We start from the raw sequence: 19,855 nt of genomic DNA, 5'->3' as shown, positions 1-19,855 counted from the left end.
TTGTGCCTTTATATCGAGGCGCACGACATTGCCGTAGCCTCTGTATAAAAAATCAAAATTCTTTCTTCAGCCAGTTGCTGACTTTCTGAAACCAGCTACTCACTGACGTTCTTTTATCGGCATCTGAATCACCGCCAAGGTGAGACTCTTTGCCATAATGCAGAAGCCCAACCGCTGTTGAATAGCAAGGCGCCTGTACATAATCTGTCAGCCCGGTGATATTTAAAGGCCGGCCAATGCGAACCTGGGTATGAAATACCCGCTGAGCACATTCGGCCAGACCATCAATCTGGGCCCCTCCACCTGTCAGGACAATCCCTGCTGCCAAGTGGTGCTTGACTCCCTGCTGCCGCAATTGCTCCTGCAATCGTAAAATCTCATCATTCACTAAATTCAGCAGTTCGGTATAACGGGGTTCGATCACTTCAGCCAATGTTTGACGTTGCAGGCTACGAGGAGGACGTCCGCCCACACTTGGGACTTCTACACTCTCATCTTTACTGACGATCGAACCCAATGCGCAGCCATGACGAACCTTGATGGTTTCAGCATCACTTGGGGGAGTACCAAATGCATAGGCAATATCACTGGTCACCACATTGCCGGCATAAGGAATCACTTTGGTATGGCGCAATGCACCGCCAGTGTATACCGCGACATCCATCGTACCGCCACCGATATCAACGACGCATACCCCCAACTCTCGTTCATCTTCCGTTAACACGGCATAACTTGCTGCCAGCCCTGCAAAAATAAGCTGATCAACTTTTAATCCACAACGTTCAACCGCTTTGACAATATTTTTCGCCATGTCATTATGGCAGGTAATCAAATGGACTTTGGCTTGCATACGCACACCAGACAGCCCTACCGGGTTTTTGATTCCTTCCTGGTAGTCAATCGCGTATTCCTGTGGGATCACATGCAAAATACGGTGTTCATCACGAACACGAACGGATTTAGCGGTATGGACAACACTGTCCACATCATCTTGTGTCACTTCTTCTTCCGAGACCGGCACCATGCCAATTTCGTTCTGGCAACTGATATGCTTGCCAGAAAGCGCCAAATAGACTGAAGAAATTTGGCAATCTGCCATCAATTCAGCCTGATCAATGGCACGCTGTACACATTTGACGACCGACTCAAGATCGTTGACGCCGCCTTTATCCATGCCGCGGGATGGGCAATTTCCTACTCCGATAATATTAACCATACCATCGGGCAGAATTTCACCAACCAGGGCAGATACCTTTGCTGTACCGATTTCAAGGCCAACTACTAATTTTCTGTCCGTTGATTTGATCATCGTTATTCTGCCTGTCTCTGTATTATTACCCGTCACTGTTTGTTTTCTTGCCCGTTCATTGAAACCGGCTTATCAGTTAATAAAGGAGCCCAACCTACCGCAGCACCGCTGTTATAGCGTAAGTCAATATAGGCGATGCGTTTCTCCGTGTTTTGTAGCAACACAGGATAAACTTCAATAAAACGTTTCATTCGCTCCATTTTATCTCGATTTCCTAGCTCTAAACGGATATTGTTATCTAATATCAGCTGCCAGGAATTACGTGCTGTCATGATCACTGCTTTCAGTTTTATCTGGTGTTTTTCAAGAAAAGCCGTCATTGTATGGTATTCATTCAAGACGTCTTTTTCTTTGCCTTCTGGCCCGGTCAACATTGGATATTGCTTGTTGGCTCTGCGTTCCGTCGGAAGGCGGAATAATCGACCTTCAGCATCTAACATTTGTTGGGCGTCGTTCCAACGCGCATAAGGCACGTATTCTACCAGATGTATTTTCAGTTCATCAGGCCATTGTTTACGCACAGTAACTTGCCGAATCCAGGGCAGACGTTTAATACTTGCCTGAATGACATTGACATCCTGAGTCATAAATGTTCTGGGCGCACCCAGCGACAAAATAGCCTGCCTGATATCAGCATCTGTGGTGTAATGGCGCTCACCAGTCAATACCAACTTCGAGAGCGGAACTCTGCTAGCATCTTTCATCCAATCCAGGGTTATCCAACCTCCCCAGGTGATAGTGCCCACGACCATCAGGAAGAAGATAACCCCGACCAGATAGTAACCATTGCTAGGACGAAACCGCTGAGATTCATTTTCCCGCTCCCGGGTATTCCGGGCTGCCTGCGACATATTAATCAGCCAACTCCAAAATTCTCACGACGAGTTGGGAAAAATTGATCCCAGCTTGACGCGCAGCAATAGGCACCAGACTATGGCTAGTCATGCCGGGAGAGGTGTTAACTTCCAGCAAATAGAAGTTCCCATGACCATCATCCATAATATCAACTCGCCCCCATCCACGACATCCCACCGCCTTATACGCCTTAGATGCGATAGCTAATAACTCTTGCTCTTTTTCTTCACTCAGACCGCTCGGACAAAAATATTGCGTCTGGTCAGAAATATATTTTGCCTCGTAATCGTAAAAGACGTCTGGAACTTGAATACGAATGGCAGGAAGTGCCTCGTCCCCCAAGAACCCCACGGTGTATTCAGGGCCAAACAACCATTTTTCAATCAGCACGTCAGTGTCGTATTTCAGTGCCAGCGCTAATGCACCGCGTAATTCGGAATAATCACTCACTTTACTCATCCCGACACTGGAACCTTCCAGATTAGGTTTAACCATTAATGGCAAACCTAATTCTTGAACATATTCTTTGAGTTGAAAATCATTAACTTGTTCAAATTTTTGAGAATTAATGACGACATAAGGTGAAACAGGCAGTTTTGCTCCCTGCCATAGCTGTTTTGTGCGCAATTTGTCCATTGACAAGGCTGATGCCATCACCCCACTGCCGGTATAAGGGAGCTGCAAAAATTCCAGCAAAGCTTGCAACGTACCATCCTCACCACCACGGCCATGCAGTGCGATAAAGACTTTATTAAACCCGGCTTCTTTGAGTTTAGTCACATCGAAGTCTTTTGTATCGACTGAATGCGCATTAATACCCGCTTCTTTCAGCCCTGCCAAAACAGCGCGTCCTGATTGCAATGAAACTTCACGTTCAGCAGACGTTCCACCAAATAGAACCGCAACTTTATCAACCATGATGATCTCCCTCATTAAAAGATGGCTGTAATTTGGTTTCAGCCAAATTGCGCGCTATTTTACCGATATTACCGGCACCTTGTACTAAGACTAAGTCATTGTTTTCTATCACCTGCGATAGAATGTGTGAAATTTGATCAGGATCGGGAACAAAAATCGGCTCCAGTTTTCCACGGCTACGGATAGTGCGACATAAAGAACGGCTATCCGCCCCCGGGATCGGTGTTTCACCTGCGGCATACACATCCAACATCAATAGCACATCAACCTGACTCAACACATTGGCAAAATCATCATATAAATCACGTGTTCTTGTATAACGATGCGGCTGGAATACCATCACAATGCGTTTATCTGCCCACCCAGCTCGTGCCGCTTTGATCGTGGCGTCAACTTCCGTGGGATGGTGACCATAATCATCGACCAGCATCGCACAACCTTCTTTGCCATTGACATGCCTGAGAGGAAATTCCCCCAGAAAATCAAAGCGGCGTCCCGTTCCCTGAAACTCGGCCAGGGATGCCAGGATAGCGGTGTCATCAATGCCTTCTTCTGTCGCGACAGCAACGGCGGCGGTTGCATTCAGCGCATTGTGGCGACCGGGAGCATTCAATACCACATGTAAATCCGGCAAATTAGCCCGGCTGATAGTGAAAAACCCTTGAGCGCCTTTTTGCTCATAATGGGCGATATGAACGTCAGCTTCCTCACTGAAACCGTAAGTTGTCATATAACGCCCAATTTGAGGGAGCAGCTCTTTCACAACCGGATCATCAATACACATCACCGCACGACCATAAAATGGCAGGTTATGCAGGAAATTAACGAACGTTTGCTTCAGGTTTTCAAAATCACCCTGATACGTATCCATATGATCAGCTTCGATATTGGTGACAACCGCCATCATGGGCTGTAAATGCAAGAATGACGCATCGCTTTCATCTGCTTCTGCAATCAAATAGCGGCTGCTTCCCAAACGGGCATGTGTACCCGCCGCTTTAACGAGCCCGCCATTCACAAACGTAGGATCAAGACCGGCTTGTGCATAGATACCGGCAATCATTGCCGTTGTCGTGGTTTTGCCATGCGTTCCTGCAATCGCAATACCGTGGCGGTAACGCATCAGCTCTGCCAGCATCTCCGCCCGACGGATGACCGGGATTCGGGCTTCACGCGCAGCGATAATTTCTGGATTTTCTTCTGATATCGCCGTAGAGACGACGACGACACTGGCATCCCGCACGTTTTCCGGACGGTGATTAAAATAAATCGTTGCACCCAGTGCAATCAGTTGTTGTGTGACAGGATTTGGAGCCAAATCAGAACCACTTATCTGATAACCTTCATTAGCCAACACTTCGGCGATACCACCCATGCCAGCACCCCCAATGCCAACAAAGTGGATATGCCTGACTTTTCTCATTTCAGGCACTGAAGCTCTTAATTTCGCCAACTGTTGTGTATTCACGTTTTAATCTTCACTTGTTATGTTTACATCACCGTTCTACTTGGAACGGCCTCAATGATTCTCTACAGCCTCGTTCAACGCTGCTGCGACCCGCTCAGTTGCATTGATAATAGCGACTGAGCGGGCTTTTTCTGCCATTTCCAGCAATTGTGGACGTTGCCACTGAGTCAGCAACGCGACAACCGCATCAACCGTGAATTCAGGTTGCCCAATTATCTTTGCGGCGCCTGCTTTTTCCAAAGGCAAAGCATTCCAATATTGCTGGCGATCTTTATGCTGAAAAGGCACAAAAATCGCAGGTAAGCCGGCGGCGGCAATCTCACTGACTGTCAGTGCGCCAGAACGGCATACGACAATATCAGCCCATGCATAGGCTTGAGCCATGTCGTCAATAAATTCAGTCACTTTGAATTCAGACTTGACTGAGCTTGCATATTTTTTCTGCGTTTCTTCTTGAGCCCCCTTGCCAGCCTGATGCCACAAAGTAATGCTATCACCCAAACAAGCAGCAACGTCTGGCATAGTTTGATTCAGTATTCTGGCGCCCTGACTCCCACCAACAACCAGTACCCGAACAGCACCCTCACGCCCGGCCAAACGCTGCGTGGGTGTTGGTAATGCCAGTACATCTTCTCTCACGGGATTGCCAACAACCGGCGCACCAGGAAATGCCCCCGGAAAAGCTTGTAAAACCGTTTTAGCGATTTTGGCTAACCAACGATTCGTTAACCCTGCAATGCCATTTTGTTCATGCAGTACAACCGGAATACCGCACAGCCGGGCGGCGATCCCCCCCGGCCCGGAGACATAGCCGCCCATGCCCAGTACCACATCGGGTTGATAACGGCGCATGATGGCTTTCGCCTGCCAAATCGCTTTAAAAATTCGCAGGGGGGCAACAAGCAACGCTTTTATTCCTTTGCCCCGCAAGCCTGAAATCTGAATAAATTCGATATCAATACCGTGTTTCGGCACCAAGTCAGCTTCCATGCGATCCGCCGTCCCCAACCAGCGAATATCCCAACCTTGCTCTTTTAAATAGTGAGCAACGGCCAGCCCTGGAAACACATGACCGCCCGTACCACCAGCCATCACCATTAAACGCCGGTTCTTGCCACTCATTTCGGGCTCCTCACGAACGCCTGAGCATTTGCCAGACGTATTTCATAATCAATTCGCAATAACAATACGACGGCCGTTGACATCACAATCAGACTCGACCCCCCGTAACTGACTAAAGGCAATGTTAACCCCTTCGTCGGCAATATCCCTGCCGCCGCGCCAACGTTAATGAATGTCTGAAAACTGAACCATATGCCGATAGCACAGGCCAGAAAACCGGAAAACCGTTGATCAAGCTGCAATGCCCGCCGACCAATCATCATTGCACGGAAAGCGACGAAGAATACCATTGCTAACACTAAAACCACACCGAAATAACCTAATTCTTCAGCAATGATGGCGAAAATAAAATCGGTATGGGATTCAGGTAGATACTCCAGTTTCTGCACCGAATGCCCCAGCCCCTGGCCAAAGAGTGTGCCGCGACCAAATGCCATTAAAGAATTAGTTAATTGATAGCCGTCGCCAAAAGCATCTTTCCACGGATCTAAAAAAGAGGTCACCCTGCGCATACGGTAGGGCTCTGTCACAATCAGGACACCTACAGAAAATAGCCCACTGCTAATAATGGCAAGAAACTGCCACAATTTAGCTCCCGCGAGAAACAGCAGTGTCAATGTGGTGACAAATAATACAACCACGGTTCCCAAATCGGGTTGGGCCAACAACAGAATTGCCAACGCAATCATGACCCCCATCGGTTTACAAAATCCCCAGAAGTTGTTCCTGACTTCCTCGACTTTTCTCACCAAATAGCTGGAGAGATAACAAAAAAATGAAAGTTTCGACAATTCAGCGGGTTGAATACGCAGTGGACCAATCGCCACCCAACGTGACGCCCCATTGACTGAACTCCCGACAAACAACACCGCAACCAACAGGATGATTGTCCCTAATAACATAAAGTTGCTATAACGTAACCAAACATCCATCGGGATACGCAATGTAATCAGGGATAAAAGAAAACACAGTGACAAGTAAATCGCATCCCGTCGGGCAAAGAAAAAGGGATCTTTCACCAAAAAATCACCGGCGGGAATGGATGCCGACGTTACCATCACAAAGCCAGTGACTATCAACCCTAATACCATCCAGACCAGGGTGCGATCATACATCACGGTATTGGTGGCGTCAGCGTCCACATTGCCCGCCAACCACGTTTTAAATTTACCGAGGCCTGGAAGTGTCATCAGCCTAACTCCTCTGCCAAGCGAGCAAATTCATGACCACGCTGTTCAAAACCGTTGAACTGATCGAAACTCGCACACGCCGGTGACAGTAATACCATATCGCCAGAAACCAGCTTATTGGCAATGTCTCTCATCGCCTGTTCCATCGTTTCTGTTAGTGTTGAAATGTCAGGACGCAATGTTGCCAATTGCTGCCCATCACGACCAAAACAGTAAAGACGAATGTTATCCCCCGAAAGATAGGGTTTCAGGGGGCTAAAATCTGCGGCTTTTCCATCGCCACCCACTAAAAGGTAGAGTGTTCCTTCCAGTTTCAATCCGCTGAGCGCTGCCTGCGTACTGCCAACGTTAGTTGCTTTGGAGTCATTGATCCAACGAACCCCCTTTCTAATATGAACCGTTTGAAAACGGTGTGCTAATCCGGTGCAGGTACGTAAGGCCTGAAGACTGGCCGCACGAGGAATATCAACCGCATCCGCCAACGCCAATGCAGCCAGGCTATTCATGTAGTTATGTTGTCCGCTCAACCGCATATCGCCTATCGCCAGCACTGGATGTTGATTAACCATCAGTTGTTGATGTTCACTGCCAAGCCGATAATCACCACTATCCACACCAAAACTGATACAACGACTGTCTTTTCCGGTTTCTGGCAGTGTCAGCGCATCCTGTTCATTGACTACGCAGATTTTTGCCTGATGATAAATGCGCAACTTCGCTGCACGATATTGTGACAATCCTTCGGGATAACGAACCATGTGGTCTTCTGTCACATTCAGTACCGTTGCGGCGGCGGCTTTTAAGCTATACGTTGTTTCCAATTGGAAACTGGACAGTTCCAGCACATAGAGCTGGTAAGGCTGTTTCAGTAGTTCCAGGGCGGGGACCCCAATGTTGCCACCGACACCGACCTGCCATCCCGCCGCTTTTGCCATTTCACCCACCAAAGTGGTCACGGTGCTTTTACCATTTGATCCCGTAATAGCCACAATCGGGGCAGTGGCTTCACGGCAAAACAGTTCAATGTCTCCGACAATTTCAACGCCAGCCTCAGCCGCCGCCTGCAATTCGGGCGTTGCCAGCGCAACACCAGGACTGGCAACGATTAAGTCAGCCGCCATTAACCACGGTGTATTCAATCCCCCCGTGTGGCACTCAACTTCATCGGGCAGCTTATCGCTGCCCGGCGGTATGATACGGGTATCCATTACACGCGGGATCACACCACGGGTCATAAAAAAATCAACGCAGGACAGCCCGGTCATTCCCAATCCAACAATGACGACTTTTTTATCTCTGTATTCAGTCATAAGTCGCTCAGCCATGATTAACGTACCTTCAGCGTTGCCAAACCAATCAATACCAGTATCAGAGAAATAATCCAGAAGCGAACAATGACGCGTGGCTCTGGCCAGCCTTTCAATTCATAGTGATGATGGATCGGTGCCATACGGAAAATACGCTGTCCACGCAGTTTGAATGATCCAACCTGCAAAATAACCGACAGTGTTTCCACCACGAAGACGCCTCCCATAATCACCAGCAGGAATTCCTGACGTAACAATACGGCAATGGTTCCCAATGCCCCTCCCAGCGCCAGTGAGCCAACATCGCCCATAAATACTTGCGCAGGGTACGTGTTGAACCACAGGAAACCGAGCCCTGCCCCAACAATGGCGGTACAGACAATCACCAGCTCTCCCGTATGGAACAGATAAGGAATATGCAGGTAGTGAGCAAACTTGATGTTACCCGTTGCCCATGCTACCAAAGCGAAACCGGCCGCAACTAAGACGGTTGGCATAATGGCAAGGCCATCCAATCCATCCGTCAGGTTCACCGCGTTACTGGTGCCTACAATCACAAAATAAGTCAGCAGAATGTAAAGCAAACCCAGTTGCGGCATGACATCTTTGAAGAACGGCACGACTAATTGTGTCGCCGGTGTATCTTTGCCGATGCTGTACATCGCAAACGCCACACCTAATGCGATAACGGACTGCCAGAAATATTTCCAACGGGCAATCAATCCCTTCGTGTCCTTACGCACCACTTTACGGTAATCGTCAACAAATCCCACAACGCCATAACCGACTAAAACCACCAAAACACACCAGACGTAAGGGTTATTCAAACGAGCCCATAACAGCACCGAGAGAGTGATAGAAAACAGAATCAGCAATCCCCCCATGGTCGGTGTTCCCCGTTTGCTCAAGTGAGACTCAGGGCCGTTATCACGCACAACTTGACCTATTTGCAATTTTTGCAGATAAGCAATCAACGTTGGCCCCATCCACAATGCAATAAGTAATGCAGTGAGCAAACCGACGATGGCTCTGAACGTCAAATAAGAGAAGACGTTAAAACCGGTGTGATAATGCTTAACCAAATATTCGGCTAGCCAAACTAACATTGGAAGTTCTCCTTCAGTCCGTTCACAACCTCTTCCATTGCGGCGCTACGTGAACCTTTAATTAAAATGGAAATCATTTCGTGTTGTTCCAGTAAAGGAAGCAGCGCGGTCATTAATTCAGTCTTATTGATGAAATGCTGTCCCCGACCACTCGCGTCACTAATATGCGCACTGAGCGTTCCCACACTGAGTACCTGATGAATATGCGTGGCAGCCACGGCTTCACCCACCTCACGGTGACACTCAATCGCCTGTTCGCCTAACTCACCCATATCCCCCACCACCATGACCCGATAACCGGGCATCTGCGATAATACATTCGCCGCCGCCATCATGGAGCCAGGGTTCGCGTTATAAGTGTCATCCAGAATCACTTTTCCCTCGGTCAGAAGGATAGGGAATAAACGTCCGGCCACCGCTTTCAATGTTGATAATCCAGTACGAATATCATCCAGTGAAGCACCAACTGACATAGCAAGCGCACTGGCAGCTAATGCGTTGGCAATATTGTGTTTCCCTGGCAAGGGTAATGTCAGTGCAACATTTCCGATGGGACTATGGAGGCAAAAATGGGTTGCCAGTGGTTGTTCGACAATCGCGGTTGCGTAAAAATCAGCGCCTGCCGCTGATGAGGCAGAAAAACGCCATACCGTTTGTTGATCACTGATACTGTGCTGCCAATGATCCCAATCATGGCTATCCAAATTGATAATGGCGGTGCCGGTCGGCGCAAGACCGGCAAAGATTTCACCTTTTGCCTTCGCCACCCCGGCTAAAGAGCCAAATCCTTCCAAATGGGCAGAAAAAAGATTATTAACTAATGCACTTTCAGGACGCGTCATCGCCGTGGTATAGGCAATTTCACCAATATGGTTGGCGCCCAGTTCAATAACCGCAAACTGGTGCTCATCCGTCAACCGAAACAGCGTCAATGGTACGCCAATATCATTATTGAAGTTACCTGCGGTATAAAGTGTATTGCCACATTGACGGAGGATCGCCGCAGTCATCTCTTTTACCGATGTTTTGCCCGACGAGCCCGTCAAGGCCACAATTCGTGCTCGACTTTGCTGACGAACCCAACCCGCTAATTTTCCCATCGCCAGACGCGTGTCTTCGACGACAAGTTGAGGGCAGTCAATATCAAGGCGACGATTGACTAATAAAGCATGAACGCCCTTCTGTACTACCTCAGCCGCAAAGTGATGAGCGTCAAACTTTTCCCCTTGTAGGGCAATGAACAAACTGCCCTGTGTGATCTGACGGCTATCCGTTTCCACAACATGAATCAGCAAGGTTTCAGCCTGTTGTTCAGTCACGCGATATAAGGTGCCACCCGTTAATTGAGCCAATTGCTGGAGAGTCAGGGGGATCATGCCATTACCCCCAGTAAACGCGCCACAGTCAGACGATCAGAATAATCCAGACGGCGATGACCAATCAGTTGGTAATCTTCATGGCCTTTACCTGCAACCAGAACAACATCTTCGGCGCTGGCCTGTATAATCGCCGTTGTGACGGCTTCAACCCGCCCGTGAATGGCTACGGCTTGTCCTGGATCGATGAATCCTTGCAAGATGTCAGCCACAATAGCCTGAGGCTCTTCGCTGCGGGGATTATCGTCAGTGACAATCACCCGATCAGCACCTTGTTCTGCAACGCCCCCCATCAATGGACGCTTACCTTTATCGCGATCACCCCCACAACCAAAGACACACCAGAGTTGCCCCTGACAGTGCAGGCGTGCCGCAGCTAACGCTTTTTCCAGCGCATCAGGCGTATGGGCATAATCAACAACAACCGTCGGACGACCCGGGGCAGAAAAAACTTCCATACGTCCGCAAACAGGTTCCAGGCAAGCGGCCGTCGCCAACAAGGTGTCCAGCGGGTAATCCAGAGACAACAACGTTGCCAGCACCAAAAGTAAGTTGCTGACATTGAACGCGCCCATCAGCGGGCTATGGAGCGTTCCTCCGCCCCAACTGGAAGTAAACGTAATGGAGGCGCCTTTGTCATGATAATGAATTTCACTGGCTGATAACCAGCGCCCCGGCCAATTTTCCGGCAAGTTATTTTCCATCGTGACCGCCACCGCATCCGGTAAGCGAGCCAACCATTTTTGCCCAACGGCATCATCCGCATTGATGATTTTCTGTTTCACATGATGGCGGCTGAACAGTAACCATTTAGCCTCTTCGTAATTTGCCATGTCACCATGATAATCAAGGTGATCCCGGCTTAAATTAGTAAAAATAGCGGCCTGAAATGGCAGGGCAGACGTTCTGCCCTGAATCAAGCCATGAGAAGAGACTTCCATCGCAGCAAACGTCGCGTTTTGGTTCACCAGCTGTTGTAAATAAAGCTGAATATCAACCGCTGAGCCCGTGGTATTTTCGCTCGGCACCACCCTACCCAAGAAACCATTTCCCACCGTTCCCATCACGGCACTGGTTTCCCCAAGCCCTTGACTCCATTGCGCCAACAATTGGGTGGTTGTCGTTTTTCCGTTGGTTCCCGTCACGCCGACCAATTTCAGCTGGTGACCAGGATGTTGATAAAACTCACCGGCTAACATTGACAATTTACGATTTAAATCGTCCAGATAGATAACAGGCACACCATGCATTTTCTGCATCGTCCCGCTATCCGCTTTTCCCTTCGCTTCGGCAATCACCGCAGCAACACCCTGAGCGATGGCTTGAGGAATATATTGTCGACCATCTGTCTGGTGCCCTTGAACGGCAACAAACAGATCTCCGGCAGCCGCTTTGCGGCTATCCAATGTCATTTCGCGCAGCGGAAGCTCCGGTGCCTCAACACCCCATGGAGCCAATAAATCGCGTAAATTACGATCTGCCACTTTTATCCTCTTTACTGATTATGAATTCGTTTTTATCACCGACAGGCAATGCATCGGGTTCCACATTCATGGTTCGTAAAACCCCACTCATGATTGCGCCAAAGACAGGCGCTGAAACTGCACCACCATAATATTTACCTGCTTGTGGATCATTGATGATGACAACCAGTGAAAATCGGGGTTTACTCGCAGGTGCAACCCCTGCGGTATAAGAAATATATTTATTGACGTATTTACCATCCGGCCCCACTTTTTTTGCCGTCCCTGTTTTGATGGCAATACGATAGCCTTTGATCGCAGCCCGTACTCCGCCTCCGCCCGGTAATGCGACACTCTCCATCATATGCACGACTGTCCGCATAATCGCTTCAGGAAAGACTCGGGTGCCCTGGACGGGAGGATCAACTCGGGTAATTGACAGCGGGCGATAAATCCCCAGGCTGCCGATCGTTGCATAGACTCGCGCCAACTGTAATGGTGTGACCATGAGCCCGTAGCCGAAAGAAAAGGTGGCCCTGTCAAGATCCGACCACCGTTGTTTATTTGTTGGAAATAAGCCACTACTTTCTCCGACCAATCCCACATTCGTCGGTTTCCCCATCCCAAAGCGGCCATAAACATCCACCAGCTCTGAGGCAGGCATCGATAACGCCAGCTTAGAAACACCAACGTTACTCGACTTCTGTAAAATCCCGGTCACTGTTAACTCAGCACGCGGAGCAACATCTTTGATCTCATGCCCTCTCGAACCATAGGTCAACCGGTATGGTCTGGTATCCAACACCGAATTTTCTTTGACAATGCCAAGATTCAACGCACTCATCACCACCAGCGGTTTGACTGTCGAACCCGGTTCGAAAATATCGGTGATAGCCCGGTTACGCATCGCTTCTTTCGACAACATCGTAAAGTTATTCGGGTTGAATGATGGGCTGTTTGCCATCGCCAGAATTTCACCGGTATTCACATCAACCAATACCGCTGTCCCCGATTCGGCTTTATTTAACTCAACCGCTTTCGCCAGTTCACGATATACCAGCGTCTGAAGACGCTCATCGATACTCAGCACCAAATCGTGACCGGCTTTACTATCTGTCGATGAGATATATTCAACGACCCGCCCTGCCCGGTCTTTACGCACAGTTTGGCTGCCGGGCATTCCGCTCAGCCAGCTATTAAAACTCTTCTCAGCCCCGTCAATGCCTGAACCATCAATATTCGTAACGCCAATGAGCTGCGCAGTAATCGCCCCTGTCGGATAATAACGACGGGTTTCTCCACGCAACCTGATACCCGGCAACTTCAATGACTCGATGTAATCGCTGTTAGAGGTTGTCACCTGGCGAGCCAGATACACAAAGCGCCCTTTGGGATACTGATTGATTTTATTTTTTAATTGTTCAAGCGGGACATTAAGTGCATCGGCCAACGTTTGCCAACGCACATCATTTGTCACCCCGCCATGTTCAAGCACTTCTTTCGGATCGGCCCAGACCGCTTTGACAGGCACACTCACCGCCAATGGACGCCCATTGCGATCATTGATCATGCCACGGGCGGTAGGGATAGACTGGACTCGCAGGGAACGCAAATCCCCTTCTTTGATCAAACGCTCAGAACTGAAGATCTGCAAATAGGCAACACGAATCAAAAGCCCAATTAAAGCCACGCCGATGCCGCTACACAGAAGAGCAAAGCGCCAGCTTACAAAACTTGTTTTATCTTCTCGCTTTTTCGACTTTAAAGAGCGTGCAGCTTTCATCGCCTACCTTTTGGTTGTCAACTGGAGTCATTCAGTTATCACTATATTTTCTTTACCTGGATCTACGTGTTGCATATGCAATTGGGTAACCGCATGATTTTCAACCCGACTGTGATCACCCAGTACGTTTTCTTCAAGGAGCAAATTACGCCATTCAATATCCAGAACATTCAGCATCAGCGTCTGACTATCTTTTTTCGCCGTTAATAAACGGGTTTTATGGACGATCGTCACAACGCTGATGGCGGAAACGACAATGGCCACCAGCAAAATCAGCGGGAGTTTGGCATGGGAAATTAAATCCCGGCCAATCACACCAACCAACCCATGACGTTCACCCGCCATTATTCACTCACCTTTTCCGCAAAACGTAAAACCGAGCTTCGTGCTCTTGGGTTAATCGCGATTTCATCCTCTGCTGGCTTCATTTTGCCAACGGATTTCAGACTTCGACCTCCCAACGTTTTTAACTGCGTTTCGGTGAGCGGTAAACCGGCCGGAACCTGTGGCCCCTGGCTATGTTGCCGGATAAAGCGTTTCACGATGCGATCTTCCAATGAATGGAAACTGATGACCGATAATCGCCCCTGCGGTGCCAGAACACGCAAGATGCCATCCAATGCACGTTCGATCTCTTCCAGTTCACTATTAATGTAAATTCTGATAGCCTGAAAACTGCGGGTTGCCGGATGCTTATGTTTTTCCTTAATCGGGCTTGCCTGAGCAATTAACTCTGCCAGCTCCCTGGTTCGCGTCATCGGCTGTTCCTGATTACGCGTCACGATGGCTCTCGCAATGCGCTTGGCGAAACGTTCTTCACCAAATGTTTTCAACACCCACGCAATATCATCGGCTTCAGCCTTCATCAACCACGCGGCGGCAGATTGCCCGCGAGTGGGGTCCATACGCATATCCAACGGCCCATCACGCATAAATGAAAAACCCCGTTCAGGATCATCCAACTGTGGTGACGAAACCCCTAAATCCAGCAATACCCCATTAATTTTGCCAACCAGTCCCGCACGCTCGACATAAGTTGCCAATTCAGAAAATGGCCCATGTGTGATAGAAAAACGTTTGTCAGCAATCGCCTTTGACGCTTCAATCGCGTGTGGGTCACGATCGATTGCCATTAAACGCCCATTGACCCCGAGTTTCGACAAAATCAGGCGAGAGTGTCCCCCGCGTCCAAATGTGCCATCGATATAAATTCCATCTTCTTGGATATTCAGTCCATTGACCGCTTCATCCAGTAGTACACTGGTATGCTTAAAATGACTATTTGCCATGTTTATAGTGATAAGTCCTGTAGCCTTGCTGATAAAGGTTCTTGTAAGGAATGTTCAGCCGCAATATCATTCTGTATCTGCTGATACCAAACTTGCTCATCCCACAATTCAAATTTATTAAATTGCCCAACCAGCATGACCTCTTTTGTTAGCCCTGCGTGCTGACGCAGTGTATTAGCTAATAAAAGACGCCCTGCACTGTCCATTTGACATTCACTGGCGTGTCCCAATAACAAACGTTGAACGCGACGCTCGGCTGGATTCATGCTGGATAAGCGAGATAATTTTTCTTCGATGATTTCCCATTCGGGTAATGTATAAAGCAACAAGCACGGCTGATGGAGATCAATGGTACACACCATTTGACCTGTTGATTCTTCATTCAGCATTTCTCTATATCGGGCTGGTACAGTGAGCCGCCCTTTACTATCGAGATTAACCAGTGTTGCTCCACGAAACATACTCAGGTTACCCCTTGATGGCTCAAATCTCCACATTATCCCACAAATCACCACAATAAAGAGTTTACGGATGGTATGAAAACCTTGTCAAGCCAGAGCCGGTGTGCTTTAGCTAGATTTACAGAAAGATTGGGAACAGAAAAAGAAGGTTTTTTCATTTTTGGTGATAAAAATAACAGGTAACATCATGATAATTTTGAATAATTTAATAAGATAAAAAAACGGTCCGTTAAGAAATCCTTTTAGTACAAAAAATTACCATTTAAATTAATTTATGTAATTCATCGCACCTTGTTGCCTGACTGTTAATCAGGTTGAATCTATCAATAATAACCACACATCTTAGTTACAATAGCACAAAAAATAATAACATACTGAAATATTATATTTATCTGAAAATATAAGATGATGATATATCAACTGAATAAAGGTATTACCCTCAGAAAAGAAGTCACACAGAATAACAATGATGTTCTGGAACTACATGATTCATTTTGTCAATTCAACGAGTTAATTATCGATTTTAAAGGTCACAAAAAACTGTTCAGAAGAATTTTTGTCAGAATAATCTCAAAATCATTTTAAAACGCACATTGTGATAATTTTCAGAAAGCAAACAGCACCCTCATCTTTCATGAGGGTACTCAATTAGCCTTTTCGACTCAATTTGCCACGACGACACAAATGACGACGCATTCTGGTTATTCCGGGCGTCGGGTGCTGTTTTTCATTCAAACTGGCTAATACCAGCTCAAGAGCACGCTCAGCAACATCACGATGGCGCTGTGCCACAGACAATACCGGACATTCCAGGAAATCCAGCAATTCATGATCGCCAAAGGTGGCGATCACCCATTGGCTTGGTAAGCGACCATTACGCTTAAGAAGCGTATCCATGACCCCCTGAAGTAACGCGAAGGACGTGGTATATAACGCCTGAGGAACCGGGTTGGTTTCCAGCCATGCGGCAAAGGCCTCGGCCGCCGCGTCACGCTCATAGCTATTGGCATAAAGGTAATTGACGGTGCGTGGATCTGGTTTCCAGCCTTCACGAAAACCTTGTTCTCGCAGGAAACTGACGGATAATTCAGGCAATGCGCCCAAATAAAGGACTGATTCAGCGGGAAACTGCCGCAACTCCTGTGCCAGCATCTTCGCATCTTCGAGATCGTCGCCGACGACACTGACAAAGTGTTCACTGTCCAAAGCACGGTCAAGCGCAATGATGGGTAATGAGCGATTGGCCCAACGCTGATAGAAAGGATGTTCAGGCGGCAACGCCGTAGAAACAATGATTGCGTCAACCTGACGTTGCAAAAGATGCTGAACACAGCGCATTTCATTATCAGGCTGATCTTCAGAACACGCGATCAGGAGCTGGTAGCCACGCTGCCGTGCCTGACGCTCAAGATAATTCGCAATACGCGTGTAACTCGTATTTTCCAAATCGGGTATGACTAAACCAATTGAACGGGTGCGGCCCGCCCGAAGACCAGCCGCAACAGCATTAGGGTGGTAATTATGTTCCCTGACCACTGCCATCACTTTTTCTACTGTTTTATCGCTGACCCGATATTGTTTGGCTTTACCATTAATAACATAACTGGCCGTAGTACGTGAAACCCCTGCTAAGCGGGCGATCTCATCCAGTTTCACATTAACCCCTTAGTAATTTTATGAAAAAGCCCTACTCTATAGCAGGGCTCTATAAATATCTGTATATTAACCCGCAGATAGCGATTTTTCATCGCATAATTTTATCTCCGCGAGAAATACCCACGATTCCCGAACGCGCCACTTCCACTATCTCCGCCGTTTCTCTGACGGAATCAAGAAAAGCGTCCAGTTTTTTGCTCGTTCCCACCAATTGAACAGTATAGAGTGTTGACGTCACATCAACGATCTGGCCACGAAAAATATCCGTGCTGCGCTTAATCTCTTCCCGGCCATCGCCACTGGCATGTAATTTAACCAACATGATCTCACGTTCAACATGTGCCCCGGCCGTTAATTCATTGACCCGCAAGACATCCACCAACTTATGCAATTGCTTTTCTATTTGTTCCAATACCTTAGCATCACCGTTGGTTTGAATAGTCATGCGTGACAATGTCGGGTCTTCCGTCGGAGCGACCGTCAGGGTTTCGATGTTAAAACCTCGCTGAGAAAACAAACCGATCACACGGGATAATGCACCCGATTCGTTTTCCAGTAATACAGACAAAATCCGGCGCATCATCAGGTCCTCTCTGTTTTGCTTAACCACATTTCATCCATTGCCCCGCCACGGATTTGCATTGGATAAACATGTTCTGTTTCGTCAACGGTAACATCCACGAAAACCAAACGTTCATTTTCAGTGACCTCATACAACGCTTGGGCCAGTTTCGTCTCCAGCTCATCGTAAGTCTGGATGGCAATACCAATATGACCATAAGACTCCGCCAATTTGACGAAATCAGGCAAGGATTCCATATAAGATTGGGAATGACGACCTGCATAGATCATGTCCTGCCACTGTTTTACCATGCCCAGGAAACGGTTGTTTAAGTTCAGAACCAAAACAGGTAAACCATATTGCAAAGCGGTAGACAGTTCTTGAATATTCATCTGGATACTACCATCCCCAGTCACGCACACCACCGTCGCATCCGGTTTTGCCAGTTTCACGCCAAGCGCGGCAGGCAAGCCAAAACCCATCGTGCCTAATCCACCAGAATTAATCCAATGCCTTGGTTTATCAAATGGATAGTACAGCGCGGCAAACATTTGATGCTGACCAACGTCTGATGCGACATAGGCAGTGCCCTTCGTTAGACGATAAAGCGTTTCAATCACCGCTTGTGGTTTGATTTTCACTGTCGTGTGGTCATAATCAAGGCATTTGCGGCTGCGCCACTGTTCAATGGACAGCCACCAATCTTTCAGTGCATCAGGATCCTGGGTATTTTCCATCGAATCCAAGAGTTCCAGCATCTGACCAAGTACCTGCTTGGCATCACCGACAATGGGGATATCAGCTGCCACCGTTTTTGAGATTGAGGTGGGATCGATATCAATATGCAGTACCGTCGCTTCCGGGCAATATTTAGCCAGATTATTGGTTGTTCGATCGTCAAAACGGACGCCCACTGCAAAAATCACATCGGAATTGTGCATGGTTTTATTCGCTTCGAAAGTGCCATGCATTCCCAACATCCCCAGACTTTGCTGGTGAGTCGCCGGAAATGCTCCCAATCCCATCAACGAACTGGCGACCGGAATGCGAAAATATTCAGCCAGCTTCACCAGTTCTGCTGTACAGGCTGATGTGATCACGCCTCCCCCGACATAAAGCACAGGCTTTTTCGCTGCCACCAGGGTTTTCAGCGCACGCTTAATTTGTTTCCGGTGTCCCTGAACCGTGGGGTTGTAAGAACGCATGTTAATTTTTTCAGGATACAGATACGGAAATTTCAATGCAGGATTAACGGTATCTTTGGGAAAGTCGATAACAACCGGCCCAGGTCGGCCACTGGCCGCCAGATAAAACGCTTTTTTAATGGTCGTTGGGATATCTTCTGCTTTTTTGACCAGAAAACTGTGTTTTACGATGGGACGGGAAATTCCCACCATATCACACTCCTGAAAAGCATCATTACCGATCAGGGAGCTGGCAACCTGACCCGATAACACGACCATGGGAATTGAATCCATGTAAGCTGTTGCAATTCCCGTGATCGCATTCGTTGCCCCTGGTCCCGATGTCACCAACACAACCCCGACATTTCCGGTACAACGTGCATATCCATCCGCCATATGAACAGCACCTTGTTCATGGCGAACTAAAATATGTTCGATGCCACCGACCGTATGCAGGGCATCATAGATATCCAATACCGCACCGCCCGGGTAACCGAACACATGTTCTACGCCTTGATCGATGAGTGACTTAACGACCATTTCGGCGCCTGACAACATCTCCATCGAGTTTGCCTCCAGGTTTTGTTTGCAAGTTAATAGTGAGGAATTTAATCAGATAACGGAAATCGCTCTCTTAATTAACGCCATTTTTATTCGTATAAAGTGAATGATGTTGAATACGATTGCCTTTAATACAACGGTGTTTAATGCAATTTCAATAACGCATTAATTCGATAACATTGAGCTAACTAACATAACGTTAGACCCCAACGTTAGCAAACAACAATTCACATATTGCAAACATT

At 47.8% G+C, this 19,855-nt stretch carries 17 protein-coding genes; all 17 read right to left on the bottom strand.

Features of this window, described 5'->3' with window-relative positions:
- Positions 1–52 precede the first annotated feature (52 nt).
- The gene (gene ftsA / locus XPG1_RS03085) at positions 53–1,309 is read right to left on the bottom strand and encodes a cell division protein FtsA (protein ID WP_045957782.1); all 1,257 of its coding nucleotides are present in this window, start codon (positions 1,307–1,309) and stop codon (positions 53–55) included.
- Positions 1,310–1,341: 32 nt separating this feature from the next.
- Positions 1,342–2,160 carry a cell division protein FtsQ gene (ftsQ, locus tag XPG1_RS03080; RefSeq protein ID WP_045957781.1) on the bottom strand — a complete coding sequence of 273 codons (819 nt, stop codon included), beginning with the start codon at positions 2,158–2,160 and terminating at the stop codon, positions 1,342–1,344.
- 1 nt (position 2,161) lies between these two features.
- Positions 2,162–3,082, bottom strand: a complete 921-nt coding sequence (locus XPG1_RS03075) for a D-alanine--D-alanine ligase (protein WP_045957780.1) — start codon at positions 3,080–3,082, stop codon at positions 2,162–2,164.
- Positions 3,075–4,550 (bottom strand): UDP-N-acetylmuramate--L-alanine ligase, encoded by a 1,476-nt coding sequence (gene murC, locus XPG1_RS03070; RefSeq protein ID WP_045957779.1) that lies wholly within the window; start codon positions 4,548–4,550, stop codon positions 3,075–3,077. The genes XPG1_RS03075 and murC overlap by 8 nt, the downstream gene beginning before the upstream one ends.
- Positions 4,551–4,601: 51 nt before the next feature.
- Positions 4,602–5,672 carry an undecaprenyldiphospho-muramoylpentapeptide beta-N-acetylglucosaminyltransferase gene (gene murG, locus XPG1_RS03065; protein WP_045957778.1) on the bottom strand — a complete coding sequence of 357 codons (1,071 nt, stop codon included), beginning with the start codon at positions 5,670–5,672 and terminating at the stop codon, positions 4,602–4,604.
- A complete protein-coding gene (gene ftsW, locus XPG1_RS03060; protein ID WP_045957777.1) occupies positions 5,669–6,862 on the bottom strand; it encodes a cell division protein FtsW in 1,194 nt (397 codons plus the stop codon). The genes murG and ftsW overlap by 4 nt, the downstream gene beginning before the upstream one ends.
- A complete protein-coding gene (murD, locus tag XPG1_RS03055) occupies positions 6,862–8,172 on the bottom strand; it encodes a UDP-N-acetylmuramoyl-L-alanine--D-glutamate ligase (protein WP_045960356.1) in 1,311 nt (436 codons plus the stop codon). Before murD ends, ftsW begins: the two co-directional genes overlap by 1 nt.
- Positions 8,173–8,189: 17 nt before the next feature.
- Complete coding sequence (gene mraY / locus XPG1_RS03050) at positions 8,190–9,275, bottom strand: phospho-N-acetylmuramoyl-pentapeptide-transferase (RefSeq protein ID WP_045957776.1); 1,086 nt, start codon at positions 9,273–9,275, stop codon at positions 8,190–8,192.
- Positions 9,269–10,651: a UDP-N-acetylmuramoyl-tripeptide--D-alanyl-D-alanine ligase gene (gene murF, locus XPG1_RS03045; RefSeq protein ID WP_045957775.1), complete on the bottom strand. Its 1,383-nt coding sequence runs from the start codon at positions 10,649–10,651 to the stop codon at positions 9,269–9,271. Before murF ends, mraY begins: the two co-directional genes overlap by 7 nt.
- Positions 10,648–12,135 carry a UDP-N-acetylmuramoyl-L-alanyl-D-glutamate--2,6-diaminopimelate ligase gene (gene murE / locus XPG1_RS03040; protein ID WP_045957774.1) on the bottom strand — a complete coding sequence of 496 codons (1,488 nt, stop codon included), beginning with the start codon at positions 12,133–12,135 and terminating at the stop codon, positions 10,648–10,650. Before murE ends, murF begins: the two co-directional genes overlap by 4 nt.
- Positions 12,122–13,897: a peptidoglycan glycosyltransferase FtsI gene (gene ftsI / locus XPG1_RS03035; protein ID WP_045957773.1), complete on the bottom strand. Its 1,776-nt coding sequence runs from the start codon at positions 13,895–13,897 to the stop codon at positions 12,122–12,124. Before ftsI ends, murE begins: the two co-directional genes overlap by 14 nt.
- Positions 13,898–13,924: 27 nt before the next feature.
- The gene (gene ftsL, locus XPG1_RS03030; RefSeq protein ID WP_084717255.1) at positions 13,925–14,245 is read right to left on the bottom strand and encodes a cell division protein FtsL; all 321 of its coding nucleotides are present in this window, start codon (positions 14,243–14,245) and stop codon (positions 13,925–13,927) included.
- Positions 14,242–15,186 carry a 16S rRNA (cytosine(1402)-N(4))-methyltransferase RsmH gene (rsmH, locus tag XPG1_RS03025; RefSeq protein ID WP_045957771.1) on the bottom strand — a complete coding sequence of 315 codons (945 nt, stop codon included), beginning with the start codon at positions 15,184–15,186 and terminating at the stop codon, positions 14,242–14,244. The genes ftsL and rsmH overlap by 4 nt, the downstream gene beginning before the upstream one ends.
- A gap of 2 nt (positions 15,187–15,188) precedes the next feature.
- The gene (gene mraZ / locus XPG1_RS03020; protein WP_045957770.1) at positions 15,189–15,647 is read right to left on the bottom strand and encodes a division/cell wall cluster transcriptional repressor MraZ; all 459 of its coding nucleotides are present in this window, start codon (positions 15,645–15,647) and stop codon (positions 15,189–15,191) included.
- 648 nt (positions 15,648–16,295) lie between these two features.
- On the bottom strand, positions 16,296–17,303 hold the full coding sequence (cra, locus tag XPG1_RS03010) for a catabolite repressor/activator (protein ID WP_045957768.1): 1,008 nt from the start codon (positions 17,301–17,303) through the stop codon (positions 16,296–16,298).
- Between the two features lie 88 nt (positions 17,304–17,391).
- Positions 17,392–17,883, bottom strand: a complete 492-nt coding sequence (gene ilvN / locus XPG1_RS03005) for an acetolactate synthase small subunit (protein WP_045960354.1) — start codon at positions 17,881–17,883, stop codon at positions 17,392–17,394.
- A gap of 2 nt (positions 17,884–17,885) precedes the next feature.
- Positions 17,886–19,613, bottom strand: a complete 1,728-nt coding sequence (gene ilvI, locus XPG1_RS03000; RefSeq protein WP_045957767.1) for an acetolactate synthase 3 large subunit — start codon at positions 19,611–19,613, stop codon at positions 17,886–17,888.
- Positions 19,614–19,855 lie beyond the last annotated feature (242 nt).

It is taken from the genome of Xenorhabdus poinarii G6, from assembly GCF_000968175.1.
GTDB classification, from domain to species: domain Bacteria; phylum Pseudomonadota; class Gammaproteobacteria; order Enterobacterales; family Enterobacteriaceae; genus Xenorhabdus; species Xenorhabdus poinarii.
This window is presented reverse-complemented; position numbering and strand designations above follow the sequence as displayed.